Origin of the sequence: Mesorhizobium sp. NZP2234 (genome assembly GCF_013170765.1) — a bacterium.
Lineage (GTDB): Bacteria > Pseudomonadota > Alphaproteobacteria > Rhizobiales > Rhizobiaceae > Mesorhizobium > Mesorhizobium loti_D.
Map to the genome: position 1 here is coordinate 896147 of NZ_CP033364.1, position 23605 is coordinate 919751.

The 23605-nt window shown below is 64.8% G+C and carries 28 protein-coding genes; 14 read left to right on the forward strand and 14 right to left on the reverse strand.

Going from position 1 to position 23605, the window contains the following annotated elements:
- Positions 1–3: 3 nt before the first annotated feature.
- The 4 genes from hemW to rph are packed head-to-tail and all read right to left on the reverse strand — an operon-like array spanning position 4 to position 2953.
- Entirely contained in the window at positions 4–1167 is a 1164-nt protein-coding gene (gene hemW / locus EB230_RS04225) for a radical SAM family heme chaperone HemW (protein WP_056573987.1), read from the reverse strand.
- On the reverse strand, positions 1164–1811 hold the full coding sequence (rdgB, locus tag EB230_RS04230; protein ID WP_056573990.1) for an RdgB/HAM1 family non-canonical purine NTP pyrophosphatase: 648 nt from the start codon (positions 1809–1811) through the stop codon (positions 1164–1166). Before rdgB ends, hemW begins: the two co-directional genes overlap by 4 nt.
- Positions 1811–2221 (reverse strand): VOC family protein, encoded by a 411-nt coding sequence (locus EB230_RS04235; RefSeq protein WP_056573992.1) that lies wholly within the window; start codon positions 2219–2221, stop codon positions 1811–1813. The genes rdgB and EB230_RS04235 overlap by 1 nt, the downstream gene beginning before the upstream one ends.
- Before the next feature lie 15 nt (positions 2222–2236).
- A complete protein-coding gene (gene rph, locus EB230_RS04240) occupies positions 2237–2953 on the reverse strand; it encodes a ribonuclease PH (protein WP_056573995.1) in 717 nt (238 codons plus the stop codon).
- A 157-nt stretch (positions 2954–3110) separates the two neighbouring features.
- Between rph and hrcA the strand changes: the two genes are divergently transcribed.
- The 6 genes from hrcA to EB230_RS04270 all read left to right on the forward strand — a co-directional run bounded on the left by hrcA (position 3111) and on the right by EB230_RS04270 (position 8661).
- A complete protein-coding gene (gene hrcA / locus EB230_RS04245) occupies positions 3111–4193 on the forward strand; it encodes a heat-inducible transcriptional repressor HrcA (RefSeq protein WP_010912575.1) in 1083 nt (360 codons plus the stop codon).
- A gap of 40 nt (positions 4194–4233) precedes the next feature.
- Positions 4234–4431, forward strand: a complete 198-nt coding sequence (locus tag EB230_RS04250; RefSeq protein ID WP_013892036.1) for a hypothetical protein — start codon at positions 4234–4236, stop codon at positions 4429–4431.
- 97 nt (positions 4432–4528) lie between these two features.
- The gene (locus EB230_RS04255; protein WP_081295060.1) at positions 4529–5896 is read left to right on the forward strand and encodes a sorbosone dehydrogenase family protein; all 1368 of its coding nucleotides are present in this window, start codon (positions 4529–4531) and stop codon (positions 5894–5896) included.
- A gap of 218 nt (positions 5897–6114) precedes the next feature.
- Positions 6115–6732: a LysE family translocator gene (locus EB230_RS04260; protein WP_056574002.1), complete on the forward strand. Its 618-nt coding sequence runs from the start codon at positions 6115–6117 to the stop codon at positions 6730–6732.
- 197 nt (positions 6733–6929) lie between these two features.
- The gene (cysK, locus tag EB230_RS04265) at positions 6930–7910 is read left to right on the forward strand and encodes a cysteine synthase A (RefSeq protein WP_056574005.1); all 981 of its coding nucleotides are present in this window, start codon (positions 6930–6932) and stop codon (positions 7908–7910) included.
- 124 nt (positions 7911–8034) lie between these two features.
- Positions 8035–8661 carry a glutathione S-transferase family protein gene (locus tag EB230_RS04270; protein WP_056576325.1) on the forward strand — a complete coding sequence of 209 codons (627 nt, stop codon included), beginning with the start codon at positions 8035–8037 and terminating at the stop codon, positions 8659–8661.
- 3 nt (positions 8662–8664) lie between these two features.
- Here the strand turns inward: EB230_RS04270 and EB230_RS04275 are convergent, their stop codons facing one another.
- Both EB230_RS04275 and EB230_RS04280 read right to left on the reverse strand, forming a co-directional pair.
- Positions 8665–9909, reverse strand: coding sequence for an RNA polymerase sigma factor (locus EB230_RS04275; protein WP_172371499.1), 1245 nt, complete (start codon positions 9907–9909; stop codon positions 8665–8667).
- Between the two features lie 5 nt (positions 9910–9914).
- Positions 9915–10283, reverse strand: a complete 369-nt coding sequence (locus tag EB230_RS04280) for a YciI family protein (RefSeq protein ID WP_056574011.1) — start codon at positions 10281–10283, stop codon at positions 9915–9917.
- A 235-nt stretch (positions 10284–10518) separates the two neighbouring features.
- On the opposite strand from EB230_RS04280, the gene EB230_RS04285 reads away from it, so the two are divergent.
- Complete coding sequence (locus tag EB230_RS04285) at positions 10519–10980, forward strand: RidA family protein (RefSeq protein ID WP_172371501.1); 462 nt, start codon at positions 10519–10521, stop codon at positions 10978–10980.
- Between the two features lie 197 nt (positions 10981–11177).
- Here EB230_RS04285 and EB230_RS32935 read toward each other — a convergent pair whose 3' ends face one another.
- Together EB230_RS32935 and EB230_RS04290 are read right to left on the reverse strand one after the other, a co-directional pair.
- Positions 11178–11303: a hypothetical protein gene (locus EB230_RS32935; protein ID WP_274534592.1), complete on the reverse strand. Its 126-nt coding sequence runs from the start codon at positions 11301–11303 to the stop codon at positions 11178–11180.
- 2 nt (positions 11304–11305) lie between these two features.
- Positions 11306–11446: a hypothetical protein gene (locus tag EB230_RS04290; protein WP_013892047.1), complete on the reverse strand. Its 141-nt coding sequence runs from the start codon at positions 11444–11446 to the stop codon at positions 11306–11308.
- Positions 11447–11596: 150 nt separating this feature from the next.
- On the opposite strand from EB230_RS04290, the gene EB230_RS04295 reads away from it, so the two are divergent.
- From EB230_RS04295 to ligD, 3 genes are read left to right on the forward strand one after another with little or no spacing between them, the layout of a single operon-like run.
- Complete coding sequence (locus tag EB230_RS04295; protein WP_172371503.1) at positions 11597–11857, forward strand: hypothetical protein; 261 nt, start codon at positions 11597–11599, stop codon at positions 11855–11857.
- Positions 11824–12693, forward strand: a complete 870-nt coding sequence (locus EB230_RS04300) for a Ku protein (protein ID WP_056574014.1) — start codon at positions 11824–11826, stop codon at positions 12691–12693. Before EB230_RS04295 ends, EB230_RS04300 begins: the two co-directional genes overlap by 34 nt.
- Positions 12694–12701: 8 nt before the next feature.
- Complete coding sequence (gene ligD / locus EB230_RS04305) at positions 12702–15203, forward strand: DNA ligase D (protein ID WP_172371505.1); 2502 nt, start codon at positions 12702–12704, stop codon at positions 15201–15203.
- Between the two features lie 92 nt (positions 15204–15295).
- Here the strand turns inward: ligD and EB230_RS04310 are convergent, their stop codons facing one another.
- Entirely contained in the window at positions 15296–15970 is a 675-nt protein-coding gene (locus EB230_RS04310; protein ID WP_172371508.1) for a winged helix-turn-helix domain-containing protein, read from the reverse strand.
- Positions 15971–16142: 172 nt separating this feature from the next.
- Between EB230_RS04310 and EB230_RS04315 the strand changes: the two genes are divergently transcribed.
- Together EB230_RS04315 and EB230_RS04320 are read left to right on the forward strand one after the other, a co-directional pair.
- Entirely contained in the window at positions 16143–16475 is a 333-nt protein-coding gene (locus EB230_RS04315) for an NIPSNAP family protein (protein WP_056576328.1), read from the forward strand.
- On the forward strand, positions 16472–16816 hold the full coding sequence (locus tag EB230_RS04320; RefSeq protein WP_056574020.1) for an antibiotic biosynthesis monooxygenase: 345 nt from the start codon (positions 16472–16474) through the stop codon (positions 16814–16816). Before EB230_RS04315 ends, EB230_RS04320 begins: the two co-directional genes overlap by 4 nt.
- Before the next feature lie 19 nt (positions 16817–16835).
- On the opposite strand, the gene mbfA is transcribed toward EB230_RS04320, so the two are convergent.
- Complete coding sequence (gene mbfA / locus EB230_RS04325; RefSeq protein WP_056574025.1) at positions 16836–17819, reverse strand: iron exporter MbfA; 984 nt, start codon at positions 17817–17819, stop codon at positions 16836–16838.
- Between the two features lie 176 nt (positions 17820–17995).
- On the opposite strand from mbfA, the gene EB230_RS04330 reads away from it, so the two are divergent.
- Together EB230_RS04330 and EB230_RS04335 are read left to right on the forward strand one after the other, a co-directional pair.
- A complete protein-coding gene (locus EB230_RS04330; protein WP_056576330.1) occupies positions 17996–18316 on the forward strand; it encodes a hypothetical protein in 321 nt (106 codons plus the stop codon).
- Positions 18317–18699: 383 nt separating this feature from the next.
- On the forward strand, positions 18700–19683 hold the full coding sequence (locus tag EB230_RS04335) for a threonine/serine dehydratase (RefSeq protein WP_172371510.1): 984 nt from the start codon (positions 18700–18702) through the stop codon (positions 19681–19683).
- Between the two features lie 121 nt (positions 19684–19804).
- Here the strand turns inward: EB230_RS04335 and EB230_RS04340 are convergent, their stop codons facing one another.
- Genes EB230_RS04340 through EB230_RS04355 form a run of 4 tightly spaced genes read right to left on the reverse strand, consistent with a single transcriptional unit; the run spans position 19805 to position 23521 of the window.
- Entirely contained in the window at positions 19805–20941 is a 1137-nt protein-coding gene (locus EB230_RS04340; RefSeq protein WP_056574031.1) for an ABC transporter permease, read from the reverse strand.
- On the reverse strand, positions 20938–21858 hold the full coding sequence (locus tag EB230_RS04345) for an ABC transporter ATP-binding protein (protein WP_172371512.1): 921 nt from the start codon (positions 21856–21858) through the stop codon (positions 20938–20940). The genes EB230_RS04340 and EB230_RS04345 overlap by 4 nt, the downstream gene beginning before the upstream one ends.
- Positions 21855–22808 (reverse strand): HlyD family efflux transporter periplasmic adaptor subunit, encoded by a 954-nt coding sequence (locus tag EB230_RS04350; RefSeq protein ID WP_172371514.1) that lies wholly within the window; start codon positions 22806–22808, stop codon positions 21855–21857. The genes EB230_RS04345 and EB230_RS04350 overlap by 4 nt, the downstream gene beginning before the upstream one ends.
- Positions 22805–23521: a CerR family C-terminal domain-containing protein gene (locus tag EB230_RS04355; RefSeq protein WP_056574040.1), complete on the reverse strand. Its 717-nt coding sequence runs from the start codon at positions 23519–23521 to the stop codon at positions 22805–22807. The genes EB230_RS04350 and EB230_RS04355 overlap by 4 nt, the downstream gene beginning before the upstream one ends.
- Positions 23522–23605: the final 84 nt, after the last annotated feature.

The window sequence follows — 23605 nt, forward strand, 5'->3', positions numbered from 1 at the left end:
GGATCAGCGCGCCAGGTCGGCCACCACGGCGTCGAGCACGATCATGCCGGCCGGCGTGGCGCGCAGGCGCGCATTGCCGATCGGCGCCACCAGCCCCTCGCCCTGCAGCATGGACAGCCGCGCGCTCGACAGGCCGCGCCCGGAAAACGCCTCGTAGCGCGAGAGATCGATGCCTTCGGCGAGCCTCAGCCCCATCAGCAGGAATTCGTCGGCCTCTTCCGAGCGGGTCAGGATCTCGCCGCCGGTGACACCATGGCCCTTGGCCTCGACAAGGTTGGCCCAGGTTTCCGGCATCCGCTCGGCTATCGTCACCGTGCGGCGGCCATTCTCGACGAAGCGGCCATGCGCGCCGGGACCGACACCGACATATTCGCCATAGCGCCAATAGGTCAGGTTGTGCCGGCTCTCGGCGCCCGGCCTGGCGTGGTTGGAAATCTCGTAGGCCGGCAGGCCATGCGCGGACGTAATCTCCTGCGTCAGCGCATAGAGGTCGGCGGCATGGTCATTGTCGGGAATGATGAACTTCTTCGCCGCATGCAGTGCATGGAAGGGCGTGCCTTCCTCGATGGTCAGCTGGTAGAGCGACAGATGATCGGCGGCATGGCCGATCGCCTGTTCGAGCTCGGCCGCCCAGGCCTCCGGCGTCTGGCCGGGCCGGGCGTAGATCAGGTCGAAGGACAGCCTTGGGAATATTTCCCGCGCGAGGCCGATGGCGTGCAGCGCTTCATCGACATTGTGCAGCCGGCCGAGGAAGCGCAGATCCTTGTCGTTCAGCGCCTGCACGCCGAGCGAGACGCGATTGACCCCGGCGGCGCGATAGCCACGAAAGCGCTCGGCCTCGACCGAGGACGGGTTGGCCTCCAGCGTCACCTCGATGCCTTCAGGCACCGTCCAGTTCCTCGCCACGGCGTCCAGGACCCTGGCCACGGTTTCCGGCTTCATCAGCGACGGCGTACCGCCGCCGAGAAAGATGCTGGTCACCTCACGCGCCCCGGTGCGCTGGCGCATCGTCGCCAGTTCCGCCTCGAAGGCGGCGGCAAAGCGCTCCTGGTCGACCGGCTGGTGGCGGACATGGCTGTTGAAGTCGCAATAGGGGCATTTGGCCGCGCAGAAAGGCCAATGGATGTAGACGCCGAAGCCGGGGGCCCGGTCGAGCAGCATGCTCATGCCTCTCCCAATCTCGCTTTGGCGAATTTCTGGAAGGCGCGTGCGCGATGCGACAACGCCGTCGCCTGGCCTGGTTTCCAGCCGTGTTTTTCCTCGGCACTCATCTCGCCGAAGGTCTTTTCGAAGCCATTGGGCAGGAACACCGGGTCATAGCCGAAGCCAAGCTCGCCGCGTGGCGGCCAGACCAGCGTGCCTTCGGCCTCGCCGCGATAATATTCGGCCTCGCCGTCGGGAAAGGCGAGGCAGATGACGGCGACAAAGCGACCCTTGCGCTGTTCCGGCAGAGCGGCGCCGACCTCCTGCAGCGCCACTTCGGTGCGCTGCATGGCCATGGCGAAGTCGCGCGATCCGTCCGGGGTTTCGGCCCAGTTGGCGGTGTAGACGCCGGGCGCGCCGTCGAGCGCGTCGACGCAGAGGCCCGAATCGTCCGACAGCGCCGGCAGGCCGGTCGCCTTTGCGGCGGCCAGCGCCTTGATGTAGGCATTCTCCTCGAAAGTGGTGCCGGTCTCGTCCGGCTCCGGCAGGCCATAGTCCTTCGCCGACTTCGCTTCGAAGCCGAACGGCCCCATCAGATCGGCGAATTCGCGCAGCTTGCCGGCATTGTGGCTGGCGACGACGATCTTCTTTCCATCAAGAGAATGCATCAAAGCCCCCAGATTCTTGGCTCGGCAAACTCGATCGAATTGCCCGAGGGGTCGCGTATATAGAGCGAACGGCCACCTTGCGGCCATTCGAATTCGCTTTCGATGGCAATTCTTTTTGCCTCCAGATGGGCTTTCCAGGCCACGATTTCCGCAGCGCTCGCCGCGAAGCAGAGATGACCTTCGCCGACCGCGCCATGCGGCGGCACTTTCAGCCGCGCGTCCGGCGCCGGAGGTATCTTGGTCGTCTCGGCATTGAAGACCAGCAGCACGCCCGGCCCGCAGCGGAAGAAAAGATGTCTGCCGTCCACCTTGCCGAGCAGATCGAGGCCGAGCACGCCGACATAGAATTCTTCCGCCGCCGCCAGATCGGTGACGTACAGGGCTGATTCAAGGATGGCGGAGGGGGTCACCAGAAAATCGATGGCTTACGCCACCGCCATCTGCTGCAGGCTGACCAGGCGCTGGATGCCTTTCTTGGCCAGGCCCATCAATTCCGCGAACTGCCCATCCGAGAAGGGCTCGCCCTCGGCGGTGCCCTGGATCTCGACAATGCCGCCCTTGCCGGTCATGACGAAATTGGCGTCGGTGCCGGCCGAGGAATCCTCGAGATAGTCAAGATCGATGACCGGCTGGCCGTCATGGATGCCGCAGGAAATCGCCGCGACATGGTCCTTCAACACCTTGGCGACGCTGGCCATCTGCCGGGCTTCCATCCAGCGCAGGCAGTCATAAAGCGCCACCCAGCCGCCGGTGATCGAGGCGGTGCGGGTGCCGCCATCGGCCTGGATGACGTCGCAGTCGACGGTGATCTGCTGTTCGCCCAGCGCCTGCAAATCGACCACGGCGCGCAGCGAACGGCCGATGAGGCGCTGTATTTCCAGCGTGCGGCCGCCCTGCTTGCCGGCGGAGGCCTCGCGGCGCATGCGCTCGCCGGTCGAGCGCGGCAGCATGCCGTATTCGGCCGTCACCCAGCCCTTGCCGGAATTGCGCATCCAGCCGGGCACCTTCTCCTCGAGGCTCGCCGTGCACAGGACATGGGTGTCGCCGAACTTCACCAGGCACGAGCCTTCGGCGTGCTTGGAGACGCCGCGCTCGAAGGAGATGGCGCGCATTTCGTCGAATTGGCGTTTGGAGGGGCGCATTCGGGCTTCTTTCCAGTCATTTTTCGGAATCGTGGCCGGCTTTTAGACGCATGGGGGGCAGCGCGCAAAGGAAAACGGACCGGACGATCCGACACAGACACCGGGTTGCGCCCGCCGTGCCGAAGTCTATATCCTGAACAAGGAGGTTTCTGGCCGAATGACCAAGGCAATCGATCCGGGTTCGCAACCGCTCGCACTTCAATCACTCGACATGCGCTCACGCGACATCTTCCGGCGCATTGTCGATTCCTATCTCAGGGACGGCGAGCCGGTGGGCTCGCGCAGCCTGTCGCGCATCCTGCCCTCCTCGCTGTCGCCGGCCACCATCCGCAATGTGATGAGCGACCTCGAGCACCTCGGGCTGATCTACGCGCCGCACATCTCGGCCGGCCGGCTGCCGACGCAGGCCGGCCTGCGTTTCTTCGTCGACGCCTTCATGGAGCTTGGCGACCTTTCCGACGAGGAGCGCCGCACCATCGAGGCACAGGTGCGGGCCTCCGGTTCGGGTGCGACGCTGGAGCACATGCTGACCGAGGCCAGCCAGATGCTGTCGGGCATGTCGCGCGGCGCCGGCCTGGTGCTGGCCGCCAAGAACGAGGTGGCGCTGAAGCATATCGAATTCATCCAGCTGGAACCGACCAAGGCGCTTGCCGTGCTGGTGTCGCAGAATGGCGACGTCGAGAACCGCGTTGTCGAGCTGCCCGCCGGCATCACCGTCTCGCAGCTGCACGAGGCCTCGAATTTCCTCAACGCGCATATCCGCGGCCGCACGCTGGCCGAGGCGCGGACCGAGATCGCCCGCATCAAGGAAGAGACGCGAGCCGCTCTCGACACGCTGTCGCAAGACCTGGTCGAGAAGGGGCTTGCGGTGTGGGCGGGCGCCGAAAGCGGCCTGCCGGCAAGGCTGATCGTACGCGGCCGCGCCAACCTGCTCGAAAACGTCACCGCCCAGGCCGACATCGAACTGCTGCGGCATCTGTTCGAGGACATGGAGACGCAGGACGGGCTGATCCAGCTGCTCGATCTCGCCGAGCAAGGATCGGGCGTGCGCATCTTCATCGGCTCGGAAAACAAGCTGTTCTCGCTGTCCGGCTCGTCGCTGGTCGTCGCGCCCTATCGCGACAAGGATGCCCGCGTCGTCGGCGCGCTTGGCGTCATCGGCCCGACCCGTCTGAATTACGCCCGAATCGTGCCGATGGTCGATTATACCGCGCAGCTGATATCGCGCATGTTAAGGTAGCGCCCCGGATAGCAAGAGACGGGCAGCAAGGAGAAGAAGAATGGCGCTCGAAGAATTCAAGGCCCGGATCAGCCTGCTGCTCGAGGAGATGGTGAACCAACCGGAAGACCAGCACGAAATCCAGGAACAGCTGCGCGAAAAACTGCGGGAGATGCGCGCCATGGGCCTGCCGCTGCCGGCGGATCTCGTCGCGCTGGAAAAACGCCTCGACGACGATTTTTACGCTGCCGGGACATAGACCGGAAACCGGTCTTTCGCTCCTCGACGCATCGTATGAGGCGGAACCTCTGGACAGACCTGCCGTTGGTTTCCTTCGCGACCAGATGGAGGACAAGATGATCCGATCGGCCGGCCTGGTGCTTCCAGCGCTCTTTCTCGCAACAGCGGCCTTCGCGCAGCAGGCGGACCAACCGGTGCTGAAAGGCGCGGCCGCCTTCGGCGACTGGCGCGCCGACAAGCCAGGTATACGCCGCCTGATCAAGCCGGAAGACCTTCCGAAGCCCTATCTCACCAAATCCGCCTCGAACAGCGCCGGGCTCGCCGACATGCCGGCAGGCGCGAAGCCGCGACTGCCGGCGGGATTCTCGGCCGAGCTGATCGCCTCCGGCATCGACAATCCGCGCGCCGTGCGCATCGCGCCGAACGGCGACCTGTTCGTCGCCGACAGCGAAGCCAACCAGATCCGCGTCTACCGCCTGTCCAAGGACAGTGCCAAGCCCGCCGAAGACGCCATCTTTGCCCGCAATCTCAACCAGCCCTATGGCATCGCCTTCTATCCGCCGGGCAATGACCCGCAATGGGTCTATGTCGCCAACAGCGACAGGATCGTGCGCTTTGCCTACCGCAATGGCGAGCTGAAAGCCGCCGGCGAACCGCAGACCATCGTCGACAAGATTCCCTCGAACCACCACTGGACGCGCGACATCGTCTTTTCGCCTGACGGCAAGACGCTCTATCTGTCGGTCGGCTCGGGTTCGAACATCGCCGAGGACATGGGCAAGGCGCCGGATGGCGGCCTAGAAGCGTGGATCAAGTCGAAGCCGCTTGGCGCGACATGGGGCTCCGAGGACGGCCGCGCCGACGTGCTGGCCTTCGACCCGGACGGCAAGAACGGCCGCATCGTCGCCACCGGCCTGCGCAATTGTTCGGGCATGACCGTGCAGCCGGCGACCGGGGCGCTGTGGTGCGTCGTCAACGAGCGCGATGCGCTCGGCGACAATGTGCCGTTCGAGTACGCAACATCAGTCAAGGACGGCGCCTTCTACGGCTGGCCCTGGTACTATATCGGCGACAATGAGGATCCGCGCCACAAGGGAGCGCGGCCCGATCTCGCCGGCAAGGCAACCATTCCCGATGTGCTGATGCAGGCGCATTCGGCGCCGCTCAACATCGCCTTCTACGACCGCCAGGATTTTCCGGCCGGCACCGGTTTTCCCCAGGACTACAGGGGCGACGCCTTCGTGGCCCTGCACGGGTCGTGGAACCGCGGCAACAGGACCGGCTACAAGGTCGTCCGATTGCTGTTCAAGGGCGGCAAGCCGACCGGCGAATACGAGGATTTCATGACCGGCTTCGTGGTCTCCAATGGCGAGGTGTGGGGCCGGCCGGTGGGCGTGGCGGTGGCGAGCGACGGCGCCCTGATCGTCACCGAGGACGGCAACGGCACCATCTGGCGCGTGACTTATGGTGGCGCCCGCTCCTGATGGATCTTGCTCGGCTGGCACAGGCCCTTCATCCCGGATTGCCGGCGCCGGCGTCATCCCTCTTCCCGCGAACAGCGAGAAGGTGGCCGCGAAGCAGCCGGATGAGGGGACCTCGCAGGACGAAGGCCGGGATGTCTGGTGCAACGGATTCGGACATCCAGGGAATTCAACCGTGGCCCGCGCCATGCGATAAAGCTCTCCGATCCGAGACCGAAACCATGACCCTCACCGGCTTCCTCACCTACAGCGCCGCCCTTGGCATCGCCGCCGCCATCCCCGGCCCGGGCATCACCGCGCTTGTCGCGCGTGCGCTCGGCTCCGGCTTTCGTTCGGCGCTGGCGATGTTCTTCGGCCTGATGGTCGGCGACCTCACCTATCTGACCGCCGTGGTGCTCGGCCTCGCCTTTGTCGCGCAGACCTTCGGCATGGTGTTCCTGGCGATCAAATGGGCCGGCGTCGCCTATCTGGCGTTTCTGGGCTGGCGCTTCTGGACCGCCGGCATCACGCCCGAAACGGTTGAGGCCAGGAAGGGCAAGGGCGGGCTGGTTTCGAGCTTTGCCGCCGGCCTCGCCGTCACGCTCGGCAATCCCAAGACAATGATCTTCTACCTCGCCATCACGCCGACCATCGTCGACCTGAAGACCATCACGCTGGCCGACTACAGCATTCTCGCCGCTCTGACGGTCGTCGTCCTGTTCGTCGTGCTGGTCCCTTACCTGGCGCTCGCCGCCAAGGCGCGCTGGTTCCTGAAATCGCCACGCGCCCTGAAGGTGCTGAACCGCACCGCCGCCGGCTTCATGGTCGGCGCGGCGGCAGCGATCGCCGCCCGCCAGTAGCACTCTTTCAGCCAAAACATTCCGAGGTCGGCCCTTTCCGCGAAATGCTTTTCCGGGACAACGGCGTTTTAGACAAACGCCCCACTCGGATATTTCCGGCCGACAGCTTATGTTGCGCGGCTGAAAGCCCTATCTTGCCGGCTGCAATGCCACTTGCCTGAAATTCTCACTCGCCTGAAATCCTGGGAGCGAAACCAATGAACAAGCCCGTCACCTCCGCCCGCGTCCCCGGCCGCGGCCGCATCTACAATTCCATCACCGACACGATCGGCGACACGCCCCTGGTACGGCTCGACAAGTTCGCCAAGGAGAAGGGGATCGTCGCCAACCTGGTGGCCAAGCTCGAATTCTTCAACCCGATCGCTTCGGTCAAGGACCGCATCGGCGTGGCGATGATCGAGGCGCTGGAGGCGGCGGGCAAGATTTCACCCGGCAAGACGACGCTGATCGAACCGACGTCGGGCAACACCGGCATCGCGCTCGCTTTCGCCGCAGCCGCCAAGGGCTACAAGCTGATCCTGACCATGCCTGAGACAATGTCCATCGAGCGCCGCAAGATGCTGGCGCTGCTCGGCGCCGAGCTGGTGCTGACCGAAGGCCCGAAAGGCATGAAGGGCGCCATCGCCAAGGCCGACGAGCTGGCCGCGACGATCCCCAACGCCATCATCCCGCAGCAGTTCGAAAACCCCGCCAATCCGGAAATCCATCGCACGACGACGGCCGAGGAGATCTGGAACGACACGCAGGGCGAGGTCGACATCTTCGTCGCCGGCATCGGCACCGGCGGCACCATCACCGGCGTCGGTCAGGTGTTGAAGAAGCGCAAGCCCTCGGTCCAGATCGTCGCCGTCGAGCCGGAAGCCTCGCCGGTGTTGTCGGGTGGCCAGCCCGGCCCGCACAAGATCCAGGGCATCGGCGCCGGCTTTGCGCCAAAGATCCTCGACACCACGATCTATGACGAGATCGTCAAGGTCTCGAATGAGGATTCGGTTGCCAATGCGCGCCTCGTTGCCCGCCTCGAAGGCGTGCCGGTCGGCATCTCGTCGGGCGCTGCCCTGCAGGCGGCGATCGTCGTCGGCTCACGGCCGGAGAACAAGGGCAAGACCCTGGTGGTGATCATCCCGTCCTTCGCCGAGCGCTATCTGTCGACGATCCTGTTCGAAGGGCTCGGCGCGTAACTCGTCGCGGCTGCTGGCCCTTTGAAAAACCGCCGGTGGCGCCTGCCGCCGGCTTGAGCGGCACCCTGCTTCCGGTTCATATCCCCATCGGCCTGCTTTGGGTGCAGGCCGGGGGGAGAATTCCATGTACAAGCTCTATACACGTCCGGGCAGCGGCGGTTTCGTCGTCGAGGCCGCGCTGGCGCTGGCGAACGCGCCGTTCCAACAGATCGACGTGCCGAAGTCCGACCGGCCCGATCCGGCGTTCCTCGACATCAGCCCGCTAAACCAGGTGCCGGTGCTGACCTTGCCGGACGGGCGCTCGATGACCGAATCGGCGGCGATCTGCATTCTGCTTGCGGAACGCCATCCCGAGGCCAGCCTGGCGCCGGCGATCGACGCGCCGGCCCGCGTCGAGTTCCTGCGCTGGATGGCGTTCATGTCGTCGGTGCTCTATCCCGCGATCCTGCGGCTGTATTACGCCTACCGCTACACGGCCGATGCCGACGGAACGAAAGCCGTCAAGCAGGCAGCCGTCGCCGAGATGGACCGCGGCTTCGCCGTTCTCGACGCCGCCTTGCGCGGCCGTGACTGGCTGGTGGGTGAGGCGATGTCGCTGGCCGACATCTATCTCGTCATGCTCGTGGCCTGGCATCCCGACATCGAAAGCGCGCGGACGGCATGGCCTGATATTGAACGCTTGTGGGCGAAGCTGCGCGAGCATCCATTGCTGAGGACGCTCAACACGTCGCACGAGATGTGGCCGGGCTGAAGCTCAGTTTCGCAGCGTTGCGCGTTTGCCTTGCAGGAACCGGCGCACCGCAGGATCGCGTTCCAGGCCGATCGCCCTGTCATAGGCCTCGGTCGCCTGCGGCACCTGGCCAAGCCTGGCCAGGAGACCGGCCCGCGCCGCCCAGTAAGGCTGATATTCATTCAGCCGCTTGTCGTCACCCAGAACGTAGAGGGCCGCCAGCCCCGCCATGGCGCCCTGCGTTTCGGCGAGCGCAACCGCGCGGTTGATCGCCACCACCGGCGATCCCACAATCGAAAACAGCGCGTCGTAAAGCGCGCGGATCGCCACCCAGTCGGTGCGGCCGGTCAGCCGTCGCGCGGCGTGGGCCGACTGCACGGCTGCCTCAAGCTGGTAGCGGCCGACCACGCCGCTCGCCGCGGCATGGGAAAGAAGCGCCTCCGCCTCATCGATGAGGGCGCGGTCCCAAAGGTCGCAGTCCTGTTCGGCCAGCGGCACGAACTCGCCTTCGGCGCTACGCCGGGCCGCGCGGCGCGCCTCGGCAAACAGCATCAGCGCAAGCAGGCCAAGCGCTTCCGGCTCCTCCGGCATCAGCGTGGCGACCAGGCGGCCGAGCCAGATGCCCTCGGTGGCGAGGTTGCGGCGCCGCGTCTCGGTGCCGGCCGGATCGGACCAGCCTTCGGCGAAGGCGGCGTAGATCGCCTCCAGCACGGCGTCCAGCCGCTCGCCGAGTTCGGCCCGCTCCGGAACCCGCAACGGAATGCCGGTTTCACGGATGCGCGTCTTGGCGCGCACCAGGCGCTGGCCCATCGTTGCCGGCGAGACCAGGAAGGCGGAAGCGATCGTCGCGGCATCGAAGCCGAGGATGGTCTGCAGGATCAGCGGCGCCCGCACGCCCGGTTCGATCGCAGGATGCGCGCAGGCAAACATCAGCCGCAGCCGTTCGTCGGGCAGATCTTCGTCGGTCATGCGCGCCTCCATCTCCTCGGCGATCAGCTTGAGATGATCGCGGGCGGCCTCCCGGGTGAGCCGCCGCCGCACCGCATCGACACGACGCCGGCGCGCCACGGCCAAAGGCCAGGCTTCCGGCTTTTCGGGCACGCCCGATTTCGGCCAGCGTTCGAGCGCCGCGGCAAAGGCGTCGGCCAGCGCGTCCTCGGCCGCGGCCACGTCGCGCGTGCGCGCCGCGAGCCAGGCGACCAGCTTGCCATAGCTCTGCCTGGCGGCGGCCTCGGCGGCCGCCCGGGCGATATCCGGGCGACTGTCCAACGCGGTCAATCCTTGGGCAGGTAGTCGGCCATTTCCCAGATCGGCCGCAACTCGACCGTGCCGGTGCTGGCCGCCGGACAGCGCGCCGCCCATTCGATGGCGGTATCGATGTCGGCCGCCTCGATCATGTAGAAGCCGGCAAGCTGCTCCTTGGTGTCGGCATAGGGGCCGTCGATCACATTGGTCTTGCCGTCGGCGATCCGCACCGAGGTGGTCGCCTGGGTCGGGCGCAGCCTTTCGCCGGCCAGCCACGCGCCTGATTTCTTCAACGCGTCGGTATAGGCGCTATAGGCCGCGCTCATCTGCCGGGCCTTCTCGATCGGCATGGCCGCCATCGCGGCTTCGTCGTTGTTGATCATCAGCATGTATCGCATGGTTCTTCTCCCGTGGTTTCGAAGGCCGCGTCCTTGCGGGGCCAGACGTATGTCGCGCGGCGACGACCGATTTCGACAGCGCGCCAAGAAAAATTTTCGGCTTCGTCACGCGGTTTCGCAAGGACCAGGTTTCACCAGGCGGCCGGCCGCGGACTGGCGACCATGCCTCGCAGCACTATCCTTGCGACCAGCCTTTATGATCCGGGCACGTCACACCAGAGATGGGAGATGAGAAATGGAACTCGTGACCCACAGGAAATTCAAAAACGACCGGTTGATGCCGTGGGGCAAGGGGACAGTTGTCAGCGGAGCGAAGGGATTCGCTTACCTCTGTGGAAACACGGCGACCGCCGCCGACTACGATCCTATGGGCAAGCGGGGCGGTCGTTTCGCTGGCGATGCGGCGGCGCAGTGGCTTGAGGTTCTGGGCAATATCAAATCCGATCTTGAGGAGTTGGGCACCACGCTTGAACACCTCGTCAAACTGACGTTCTTTGTCAGAGGACCATTTCCCGATGGCGGCGTTCTCAGCTCTCCCAATTTTCGCCTGGACGTTCTGGACGCATTCTTCGCCGAGCATTGCCCGAAGCACTGCAGTTACAACAACCCACCGCCCTCGGAGGTGATCGGCGTTGCAGCGCTCGCTCAAGCCGACATCGTCATTGAAATTGTCGCGATCGCCGCCCTGCCGGATTGAGCTGAACCATGGTGTGCCTGCCTCGCCAGCATGCGAATGAAGCCGGAGCACAGCAGGCAGGCGCCGTCGAAGACGATCGACGGACGGCTTGCATCGAAAGATGGTTCAGCGGGAGGACTGGCTTGGCAGACTAGACCGAGGAAGGTCGGTCACGCGGGCCTGGGCTGCTCGTGTCCTGGGACACCAGCCGTAGGTGGTCAAAGACGCGGCGTTGTCGAGCGCCGCTCGTCGGCGAAAGCCGGGCGCTCGGCGCGATAGGTGGTGGCGCGGGAGTTGGCGCCTGGCCGGCAGATCCGGCTGTTGTGGCGGCTCTCGAACGTCATGGTCAGTGCGCGCCGAGCGAGGTACCGCGACGGGCGCAAGCCGGGCCGGGGCCGCGCATGTAGTAGCGCTCCGGCCGATAGGTCGGCGCGACGAATTCGCGAATGGCGGCGGCATAGCCGATGAGGTGCGTTAGGAAGTTCATTTTACCCGTCCCTGTCCCGATTTTCGGATGTCCCTTCCGAATTGCGCGGATGATAGCATCGAGGCGTGAATAGTCGGTGAACGTGATGTTAATTTCTGGTCGAAAACCCGTTGCTTCGTGGCCGGAATGCGGCTGATTCGGGGTGTTTCCATGCCTTTTGTCGCCATTCCGCCGAGTGTGACTTTTGCATCACATATGTTTCGTTTGAATGTCGCCTGGGCGCGGTTCTGTTTCCAATTTTTGACCAGCGGTGAAATTTCCGTTTTGGCCGCCACAATGGCTCAGGCGCGCTTTGGCATGCCTGATGTCACGCGCGTGCGGAACTGGAGCGCGCCCTGCCCGTTCTTCCCTTCATCTGATCGCGGAAAGGAATTGCCATGGCGCCGCGCCCTGCCTGGAAGGGTTATCTGAAGCTGTCGCTGGTCACCTGCGCGGTCGAACTGACCAATGTCGTCACCCATACCGAAAAGGTCTCGTTCCGCATTCTCAACCGCAAGACCGGCAACACGGTGAAACGCATCTATGTCGACGCGCAAACCGGCAAGCCCTTGGAGGATGGCGACGAGATCAAGGGTTATGAGCTGGACGACGGCGACTTCGTCCATATCGAGGAGGACGAGATCGAGGCGGTGCAGATCGAATCCTCGCACACGATGAGCCTCGACGGTTTCGTCGACAAAGCCTCGATCCAGCAGATCTATCTCGACACGCCCTATTATGTCGCGCCGGCCGACAAGGTGTCGGAGGAGGCTTTCGCCGTCATCCGCGATGCCATGGCGGGCAAGAAGATGGCCGGGCTGGCGCGCATCGTGCTCTACAGCCGGGAACGCCCCGTGGTCATCGAGCCGCTCGGCAAGGGCATGGTGCTGACGACACTGCGCTACGACAATACGGTGCGCCAGCCGGACAGCGTGTTCGGCGAGATCAAGGCGGTGAAGACCGACCAGGAGATGACCGATCTGGCCGAGCTGATCATCGACAAGAAGAAGGCGAAGTTCGATCCGTCGAAATTCGACGACAAATATGAGGACGCGCTGCTCGAACTGATCCGCGCCAAGAAGGCCGGCAAGAAGGCGCCCAAGGCCCAGGCGACGCCCAAACCCTCGAATGTCGTCAACCTGTTCGATGCGCTGAAGAAGAGCCTTTCCTCGGATTCAGGCTCTACGAAAGCGTCGTCCGCGAAAGCCAAACCGGCGGCCAAGCGCGCCAAGCCGAAAGCGGCCGCGCCCAAGCGCAAATCGGCCTGAGGGAACAAATGGCCGGCCTCGAGCAATATAACGCCAAGCGCGATTTCAAGAAGACCTCGGAACCGGCCGGCAAGGTCGCGCGGACCGGGAAAAGCGAGGAGGGCGGCATTTTCGTCATCCACAAGCATGCGGCGACCAGGCTGCATTACGACCTTCGGCTGGAACATGGTGGCGTGCTGTGGAGCTGGGCGGTGACACGTGGCCCCAGCCTGGACCCGCATGAGAAGCGGCTGGCCGTCCATGTCGAGGACCACCCGATCGACTACGCTCCGTTCGAGGGCACGATCCCCAAGGGCGAATATGGCGGCGGCTCGGTCATCGTCTGGGACGAAGGGACATGGGTGCCCGAGACCGACCCGGCCAAGGCGATGAAGAAAGGCCATATCAACTTCGAGCTCAAGGGTCACAAGCTGCATGGGCTGTGGCATCTGGTCAGGCTGAAACCGCGTCCGGGCGAGAAGCGCGACAACTGGCTGCTGATCAAATCGGACGATGCAGCGGCGCGCCCGGGCGAGGATATACTGAAGGAAGCGCCGCAATCGGTGAAGTCCGGCCTGACGATCGAGGAGATCGGCGAAGGCAAGACGGCGAAAGGCCGAAAGCCCGACGTCTGGCATTCGAACAGGCCGGCGGCCGGCAACGCGAAGGCGGCCGCCCGGAAACTCGACTTCATCGAACCGCAGCTGGCGACACTCGAACGGGATGCGCCGCCGGGCAAGGACTGGCTGCACGAAGTGAAATTCGACGGCTATCGCATGCAGGCGCAGATCGCCGGTACCGATGTGCGCCTCTTGACCCGCACCGGACTCGACTGGACGGAGAAATTCGACGGCGAAATCGTCACCGAACTCGCTGCCCTGAAATGCAGCGATGCCATCATCGACGGCGAGATCGTCGTACTGGCCGACAGCGGCGTCTCGTCCTTCGCCTTGCTGCAGCAGGATTTGTCGGCAAAGCGGACACATCGCTTCATCTACTATGTGTTCGACCTGATGCGCCTCGACGGCAAGGATTTGCGCGCCGAACCGCTGGTCGAGCGCAAGCAGGCCTTGCAGGAGCTGCTCGGCAAGCAGCCCGAAAACCCGGCGGTGCGTTTCTCCGACCACTTTTCCGAGCCCGGCAAGATCATGCTGGAGCATGCCTGCCGCATGGGGCTGGAAGGCGTCGTCTCGAAGCGTGCCGATGCGCCCTATCGCAGCGGGCGCGGCCCGACATGGGTGAAGTCGAAATGCACGGCGCGGCAGGAATTCGTCATTGGCGGCTATCTGCCGTCGGACAAGACCGGGCGCGGGCTGCGCTCGCTGCTGGTCGGCTACTATGAGGGCGCCAAGCTACACTATGCCGGGCGCGTCGGCACCGGCTTCTCCGCCAAGGGTGCGACGGAGCTGAAGACAAAACTCGATGCGCTGAAGGCCAAGGATTCGCCTTTCGACAGGGCCGTGCCGAAGGGCAAGGGTCTGGTCTGGGTCAAGCCGGAGCTTGTCGGCGAAGTGGAGTTTCGCAGCTGGACCTCGGACCGTATAATACGCCATGCCTCGTTCCAGGGGCTGCGCGAGGACAAGCCGGCGGAGGACGTTGTGCAGGAAAGGCCCAAGGCAGCGACAGGCAAGGCCAAGCCGTCGTCGAGCGGCGCCGGCAAATCCGCCGGGGCGGTAACGACCACCGTCAAGCTCTCCCACCCCGACAAGCTGCTGTGGCCCGACGAAAAGATCTCCAAGCAAGGCCTGCTCGACCATTACGCGGAGGTCTGGCCGCGCATGGAGCAGTTCGTCGTCAACCGTCCGCTCAGCCTGGTGCGGGCGCCGGACGGCGTCGGCGGGCCACGCTTTTTCCAGAAACACGCCTCGGCCGGCATGAGCGACAAGATCGCGCGGATGAAAGACCCAACCGATGGCGAGGAAATCCTGTTCGTCCGGGATTTCGATGGCGTCGCGGCGCTCGTCCAGTACGGGGTGGTCGAGATCCATATCTGGGGTTGCACGATCGACAAGCTCGAACAGCCGGACCAGATCATCTTCGATCTCGACCCCGATGAGGGTGTCGACGTGGAAGCGGTACGCGAGGCGGCGCTTGACATCAGGGGCAAGCTCGACGAGCTGTCGCTGCCGAATTTCGTCAAGACATCGGGCGGCAAGGGCTATCACGTGCTGGTGCCGCTCAAGCCCTCGGCGGATTGGGATGCGGTAAAGACCTTCGCCCATGATTTCGCCAAGGCGCTCGAACAGGGCGCCTCCGGCCGCTACACGGCGACGCTGTCGAAGAAGGCGCGCACCGGGAAAATCTTCGTCGACTATCTTCGCAACGGCCGCGGCTCGACGACGGTCGCGCCCTATTCGTCGAGGGCCAAGAAGGGGGCTACCGTGTCGATGCCGGTGACCTGGGCCGAGATCGAGGCCGGGCTGGCGCCGAACGCGTTCCCGATCGGCGACAAGACGACGCTGAAACAGCTGGCGCAAGCCGATCCGTGGAAGGGGTTTTTCGAGCAGGGGAAGGCGTTGAAGCGGGGGTAAGCCTACTCGACTTCGTCATCGTAGGGCGAAGCAAGGAGCGAAGCGACGCAGCGCAGACCCCAGGATGACGAAGGTGGGTGAGCGCTGGCAAACTACGCCAAAAACGCCCTCTCAAACGCCTGCTTGCCCGGCGGCGAGAAGATGACCACGCGGCTGTCCTTTTCACGACGTGCCCATTTTTCCAGAAGGATCTTGTCGAGGATGGCCGCGCCCAGCGTGCCGGCGAGATGCGAGCGGCGCACGCTCCAGTCGAGGCAGGCGCGACAGACCGGCCGGCGCGGCCTGGGATCGACATCGATGCCCATGGCGGAAAAATGCGATGCCGCCGACGGACCAGGCCTGATCTCCTTGTCGTCGCGCAGCAGGATGTCTCTCTCGACAAGGCGGTCGAGCATCGCCACCGCCTGCTCGCCGGCGAGATGGTCATAGCAGACGCGCGCGACGCGCATCGCCGCGTCACGCGGACCCGGCCGCACACGCTTGGGGCCAACGGCTTCCGCCACACCGGTGATGGCTTCGATCATGCCCGCGACCTGCGGACCGGCGAGACCGTAATAGCGATGCCTGCCCTGGCTGGCCAAGGTCAGCAGCCCACCCTCCATCAATTTCGACAGATGCGAGCTGGCGGTCGGCAAGGAGACGCCGGCCTCCAGCGCCAGTTCGCTCGCCGTCAGCGCCGTGCCGCCCATCAGCGCGCTGAGCATGTTGGCGCGGGCCGGGTCGCCGACCAGGCTGGCGATGCGCGCGATATCAGGTCCTTCACGCATGGTTTGATCCTCATCGAAGCATTCTTGTGAGACAACCACTAATCTGGCTCCAGCTCAAGGAGCCGGCGACGCAAGCGACGATGGCTCCTGACACCAAACTGCCTAGCACATGGATGCGCATGACGTTTCGACCGCGCTCGAAGCGTCGATGCAAGACCCAAGGGAGCCGACCATGACCATCACCTGCTTCATCCGCTATGAGATCGACCCGTTCGGCAAGGCCGCCTTCGAGGAATATGCCCGCAACTGGGGCCAGGCCATTCCGCGCTGCGGCGCCGACCTGATCGGCTATTTCGCCCCGCATGAGGGGTCGGCGACGACGGCCTACGCCGCCTACAACATTGAAAGCCTGGCGGCCTACGAAGCCTATCGGGCCCGCCTTGCCGCCGATCCCGCCGGCAAGGCAAACTATGAGTTCGCTCGCCGCGAAAGATTCATCCTCAAGGAGGACCGCATGTTCCTGAAACACGTTTCCGGGCCCCACGCCAAGCTGGTGCTGCCGTGATCGCCGTCATCTTCGAGGTGCAGCCCGCGGAGGGCCGGCGCGATGCCTATCTCGGCATCGCCGCCAAGCTGCGGCCCCTGCTCGACGGCATTGACGGCTTCATCTCGATCGAGCGCTTTCAGAGTCTCGCCGACCCGAACCGCATCCTGTCGCTGTCGTTCTGGCGCGACGAGGACGCGGTGAAGGCCTGGCGCAACACCGAAGAGCACCGCCAGGCGCAGCAGGCCGGCCGCGGCGGCATCTTTGCCGGCTATCGGCTGCGCATCGCGCATGTGGTGCGCGACTACGGACTGACCGAAAGGGACGAGGCGCCGGCGGACAGCCGGGCGGTGAATGGGTGAGTGGCTGGCGCGGCAGCGCTCAAGCATTCCCGATCAGCACTCCCGCCGCGAACACCAGCGCGCCGCCCAGCACCACCTGGAAGGCGGCGCGCAGGAAGGGCGTCTGCATGTAGCGGTTCTGGACGAAGGCGATGGCCCACAATTCGAAGAACACCACCACAGCGGCGACGGCCGTCGCCGTCCAGAAATGCGGAATGAGATAGGGCAATGCGTGGCCCAGACCGCCGGCCGATGTCATGACGCCGGTGGTGATGCCGCGTTTTATCGGCGAGCCGCGGCCCGAGAGCTTGCCGTCGTCGGAAGCGACTTCAGTAAAACCCATGGAGATGCCGGCGCCGATCGACGCGGCAAGCCCGACCAGGAAGGTCTGCCAGGTGTCATGCGTGGCGAAGGCAGCGGCGAAGATCGGCGCCAGCGTCGACACCGAACCGTCCATCAGGCCGGCAAGGCCCGGCTGCACATAAGTCAGGATGAACTGGCGCTGCTCGGCGGCGGCCTCTTCATCCTTCACGTCGCCGGGCACATGCTTCTGCTCCAGCCGCTGCGCCAGTGTCTCGTGACCCTGTTCGGCTATAGCGAGGTCGTCGAGAAGTTTACGCGTCGAGGCATCGGTGGTGCGCTTTGCCGCCTCGACGTAGAACAGGTAGGCCTGCTGCTCCATCGCCTCGGCCTGGCGGCGCACATGCTCGATGCCGAGCGGCCTCACCAGCCAGTCGGGCTTGCGCTCGAAATAGCCCTTCACATGTTCGCGCCGGATCAGCGGAATGCGCTCGCCGAAACGCTTGCGGAAGAGTTCGATCAGGGCGTCGCGATGGCCGTCCTCCTCCTCGGCCATCTCCTCGAACACCTTCGCCGATTGCGGGAAGCTTTCCGCCAGCCCGTCGGCATAGGCCCGATAGATGCGACCGTCATCTTCCTCGGATGAAATGGCCAGCGCCAGGATTTCTTGTTCGGAGAGCGATTCGAAGGGGCGGCGGCCGAAGCCGAAAACACGGGAAAGCATGAGGAAAGGACCCTAGTTTAGAATAGTTCTAAACTAGGGTTTGCCACGCTCCGGGTCAATCGCGCCGTGGCCACGGGTTCAAGAATTGTTGAAACACTCAAGTGGCCCCGCTTCTTTATTATTGGCAAAGATTCACCTATATAGCTGAACCTAACACAAGAATGAGGAGCATGCGCATGACGAAGCCGCACCCGCAGCATTTCGACCCGAAACCCGTTCTCGATCTCATTGCCGGCATCGAGGCCGATCTGCAGCGCCTGAAGGGCCTGGTCGAGCAGCAGATCGAGAAGTTCGACCCCGCCAACCCGCACAACAAGGCCCCCGACGGCAAGCTGACCGAGGAGGGGGTCGAGTGCTGCTACCGCATGTTCGACGAAGGCAAGTCGCGCTATTCGGTCGCCCAGCAGATGAAGATCTCCTTTGCGGCCGCCACCCACCGCTTCAACAATTGGCGCAAGCTGGGCGGAACCAAGAGGCAGCGGACGCTGCTTGGATGAGGAGCGGTCCGCGCAGCGGACGAAAAGCCCCCAAATGGGCTTTTCGAGCGACGAACGCCCGGAGCCATAGAGGAGGGCCGGGGCCAACCGTCATGGTCGGCGCTGCCCCTCATTGCCCTGCCGGGCATTCTCACCGTGAACGGGGAGAAAGAAGCTGGTCTCACCGTCGCCGCTCCTCCAGCAACGTCCGCTTCCTGGCGAAAGCGTAGGCGACAGCGCCCTTCTCCCCGTTCACGGGGAGAAGATGGCGGCAGCCAGATGAGGGGCAGCGCCGTCCATCGGATTTTGACTCACCCAACATTGTAACGGTCACATTTTTTCGATGGTGCGCCACGGCTGTTTGCGCGCATCATGAGAAGACACCCACTTTCACTGGACCTCGCATGACCGCCACCACCCTTCCCGGCATCGCCGACATCCACGCCGCGGCGGCCCGTCTTTCCGGGCTGATCGTCGAAACCCCCTTGATCGAATCGCAGGAGCTGAACAAGCGCTTCGGCGGCCGCGTCCTGTTCAAGCCGGAGACGCTGCAGCGCACCGGCTCGTTCAAGTTCCGTGGCGCCTACAACAAACTGTCATTACTGAGCGAGGCGGAACGCAGCCGGGGTGTCGTCGCCTTCTCGTCGGGCAATCATGCACAGGGGGTCGCCGCTTCCGCCGCCATGTTCGGCGTCAAGGCGGTCATCGCCATGCCGGCGGACGCGCCGGCGATGAAGATCGGCAATGTTCGCAAGATGGGCGCGGAGGTGGTGCCCTTCGACCGTTTCCGCGATGACCGCATGACCGTGGTTCGCCCCTATATCGACAGGGGGATGGTGCTGGTGCCGCCCTTCGACGACCCTGCCATCATTGCCGGGCAAGGCACGATCGGCCTTGAACTGATGCGGCAGGCCAGGGCGCTCGGCATCAGCCTCGACGCCGTCTTGATCCCCTGTGGCGGCGGCGGCCTGTCGAGCGGCATTTCGGTGGCGGTCAAGGACGCCTCGCCAGGCACAGCGGTCTGGGCGGTCGAGCCCGAGCATTTCGACGATACGCGCCGCTCGCTCGCCGCCGACGCCCGGGTTTCCAACGAACAGGGCTACAGTTCGATCTGCGACGCGATCCTGACGGCCGAGCCGGGCGTGATCACGTTCGAGATCAACCGCAAGAACCTCGCCGGCGCCATTGCCGTCTCCGATAAGGCGACGGCACAGGCGATGCGCGACGCCATGGCCTATCTGAAGCTGGTGGTCGAGCCGGGCGGCTGCGTCGCGCTGGCGGCGCTGTCATCGGGCGAGATCGAACTGTCGGGCAAGAATGTCGCCGTGGTGCTGTCCGGCGGCAATGTCGATTTCAGTACCTATGCCGGGATCATGGCGGCCGCCTGAGCGCTTTGTCCGCCGCGCCATGCCCGCCATCAGCGCCTCTGCCATGCGGGAGATGCGGGCGATCGGACGCCGTTTTACGATCCGGCCGTCGTCATTGGCGATCATGGTTCGCGAGCGCCGGTCAGTCCAGCGTGCGCCTGAAGCGCAAAAGCGCTGTGCCCGCGAAGACCAGCACGAACACGGCCAGCCAGCCTATCTCGGTGGCGATGGCGTGGAAATCGGCGCCCTTCAGCATCACCGCGCGGGTGATGCGCAGGAAATGCGTCAGCGGGAAGATTTCGCCCAGCGCCTGGGCCCAGCCCGGCATGCCGCGATAGGGGAACATGAAGCCGGACAAGAGCAGGGACGGCAGGAAGAAGAAGAAGGTCAGCTGCATGGCCTGCATCTGCGAGCGGGCCATGGTCGAGATGGTGTAGCCGAGCAGCACCAGCGAGAGCACGAAGACGAGCACCGACGACAACAGAAGCGTCAGGCTGCCGACGAAGGGAATGTCGAACAGGAGCTTGGCCGCCACCAGCACCACCGCCACCTGCACCGCGCCGACGACGAGGAAGGGCAGCACCTTGCCCAGCATGATCTCGGCCGGGCTGGACGGCATGGCGAGCAGGTTTTCCATCGTGCCGCGCTCGGTTTCGCGGGTCAGCGCCATGGCCGTCATCATCACCATGGTCATCTGCAGGATGACGCCGAGCAGGCCGGGCACGATGTTGTATTGCGAAATGCCTTCGGGATTGTAGCGCTGGTGCACCACCACCTGCAGCTGCTGCCTGGCATTCTCGGCGGCCGCGGCCTGCATGCCCTGGGCGCGCAGCAGCGCCTGGCTCGCCACCGTGCTCAGCGTGGAAATGGCGCCGCTCGCCGCCGACGGATCGGTCGCGTCCGCCTCGATCAGGATTTGCGGATTGTCGCCCCGCTCGACACGCCTGGCGAAGTCGGCCGGGATGGTGACGACGAAGGAAACGTCGCCGCGCGCCATCAGGAATTCCGCCTCCTCGGCGCTCTGGGTCACATGGTCGAAACGATAGTAGCCCGTCACCTGCAGCGCCGAGACCATGGCGCGCGTGTACTGGTCGTTGCTCATCGCCACCAGCGCCGTCGGCAAGCCCTTCGGATCGTTGTTGATGGCAAAGCCGAACAGCACCAGCTGCAGCAGCGGCACGCCGAGCATCATGGCGAAGGTGATGCGGTCGCGCCGCATCTGGATGAACTCCTTGATCAGCAGCGCGCCAAGCCTGGCGAAGGAGAAGACACTGTTCATGCCATATTGTCCTTCGACCCCGACATGAACTGGATGAAGACATCCTCCAGGCTGGTTTCGCCCGGCGCGACCGTCACGCCCTCGTGCTCCTTCTCGACATCGGCAAGCGTTGCTTCGAGCTTCTTCCTGTCGGAACCGACGACATGCAGCGTCGCGCCGAAGGGCGCCACCTGGTCGACGCCGGGGCGGCCCTGCAGCTCTTCGGCCACCTTGGCCAGCCGCGGACCCTGCACCACGAACGTCGTCAGGCCGGCATTCATGACCACCTCGGCGACGGTGCCGGTGGCCAGCATCCTGCCGTAGGAGATGTAGCTGATGCGGTGGCAGCGCTCGGCTTCGTCCATGTAGTGGGTGGAGACCAGCACGGTGAGGCCGCCGCTGGCGAGGCGGTGGATCTCGTCCCAGAATTCGCGCCGCGCCTTCGGATCGACACCGGCCGTCGGCTCGTCGAGCAAAAGCAGCTTAGGCTTGTGCATGATGCAGGCGGCGAGCGCCAGCCGCTGCTTCCAGCCGCCGGACAGCGTGCCGGCCAACTGGTTGCGGCGCGAGGTCAGGCCGAGTTCCTCCAGTGTCCTGGCCACATACTCCTCGACCGGCTTCAGCCGGTAGAGCCGCGCCACGAATTCTAGGTTCTCGCCGATCGTCAGATCCTCGTAGAACGAGAATTTCTGCGTCATATAGCCGACTTCGCGCTTGATCCTGAGCGACTCCGTACGGATGTTGAAACCCAACACCGTGCCTTCGCCTTCGTCTGGCGTGAGCAGGCCGCACATGATGCGGATGGTGGTGGTCTTGCCCGAACCGTTGGGGCCGAGGAAGCCGACGATCTCGCCTTCGGCGACCGACATCGTCACATGGTCGACGACGGTCTTGTCGCCGAAGCGCTTGACCAGGCCGTGAACGTCGATGGCGTTCATCTGGCCGTTTCCGCAAGATCGACGTCGACGATCTGGCCGGGCTGCAGTGGGCCGGCATCGCCCTCCGGGCGGGCCTCGACCAGATAGACCAGCTTCTGCCGGTTCTCGAGCGAATAGATCACCGGCGGGGTGAATTCGGGATCGGGCGAGACATAGCTGACGCGCGCCTTCACACCACCGCCGCAGCCGTCGCAATGAACGTTGAGCAGGCTGCCTATCCTGACCGAGGAGAAGGCGGTCTCCGGTATGTAGACGCTGAGCTTCACCGCGCCGTCAGGCAGCATCGAGATGACCGGCGCGGTCGGGCCGGCCGTGTCGCCGGGATTGCGGATGACGTCATTGACGCGGCCGGGCGAGGGCGCGGCCAGCCTGCGCTTGGACAGCCGCCACCGAGCCTGCTCCAGCGCTGCCTGCGCCTGCTTGACCTGATTGTCGGCGGCCTTGATCGTCTCGGGCCGCGCCGGCAGGCCACCGACGGCGAGATTGGCCCTGGCCTGGCCGACCTGGGCATTGGCGGTCTCCAGCGTCGCCGAGGCGGTGTCGTAATCGGCCTGGGTGCCGGTGCCGCGTTTGAACAGATCGGCGGCGCGGTCGTATTTGCGCTTCGCGTCGTCGGCCTGCGCCTTGGCCATGTCGACCTGCGCCTTGAGTGCGGCGATTTCTTCCGGCCGCTTGCCGACCTGCAAATCGGCGAGTTGCGCCTGCGCCTGGGCGAGGCTTGCCTCGGCCTGCGCCACCGCGATCTTGGCGTCGGCGCTTTCCAGCGTCACCACCGTCGTGCCCGGCGTGACGCGATCGCCGCGCTTCACGGCGACGGCCTCGACCTGCGCCACCTCGATCGGCGCCAGGAGCACATAGTCGCCCTCGACATAGCCGACGGCCAGGGGGGCGGTGGGGGCACAGGCCCCGAGAAGCTGCACGGCGAGCGGCAGCGAACACAGAAAGCTCATGGTCTTTGCCCCTTCATCCCTGCCGCTCGATCCTCGATCTTTCGGGCGGCCAGTATGGCGCCGAGGTTGTCCGTCGTGACCGCCACGACCTTGGCGGCCTCGACAGCGCCGATATCGTGCCAACCCATGCGGCGCATCACCGCTTCGCGGCCGATGCGGAAATAGATGACCTGGCCGATCAGCGTGAAGACGGTGAGCCGGGTCCGCTCGCTTTCGGCCGGCTCGCCGGTCGCCTGCTCCCAGATCAGACACAACCGGCGATGCGTCGGCTCGAACACGCCGTCATAGATGCGGTCGAGGGCTGCTGTCGGATGCGACAGTTCGCGCAGGACGAACTGCACGATCTCGCCGGCCTGCGGCTGCGCCACGATGAAGCCGACCATCCGCTCCAGCGCCCCGAAGAGCAGCAGACGCGCGGCCTCCGGATCGTTTGCCGCCGCGGCCTGGGCGCTGCCCAATGCCTGGCCGGCAATCGTCTGGATGGTTTCGACGATATAGTCGGCGGCGGCGGCGCGAAGGCCTTCCTTGCCGCCGAAATGATAGGCGATCGACCCGATATTGGCCTGCGCCTCGGCCGCGATCTGACGGGTCGAGGTACCATCGAAACCCTGCCGGCCGAACAGTTTCAGCGCCGCCCGCACGAGTGCAGTGCGCGTCAGATCCGCCGGAGAGGTCTCGCGTCGGGGATTTTTGGTGTCGGGGACTTTGATCATGGCAAGACTTTAATCAATCGATTGATTAAAGTCAACTTGTGTTCGGAGTTGTCTTGCCATCGCCCGTGGCAAACGCTTTAGTGC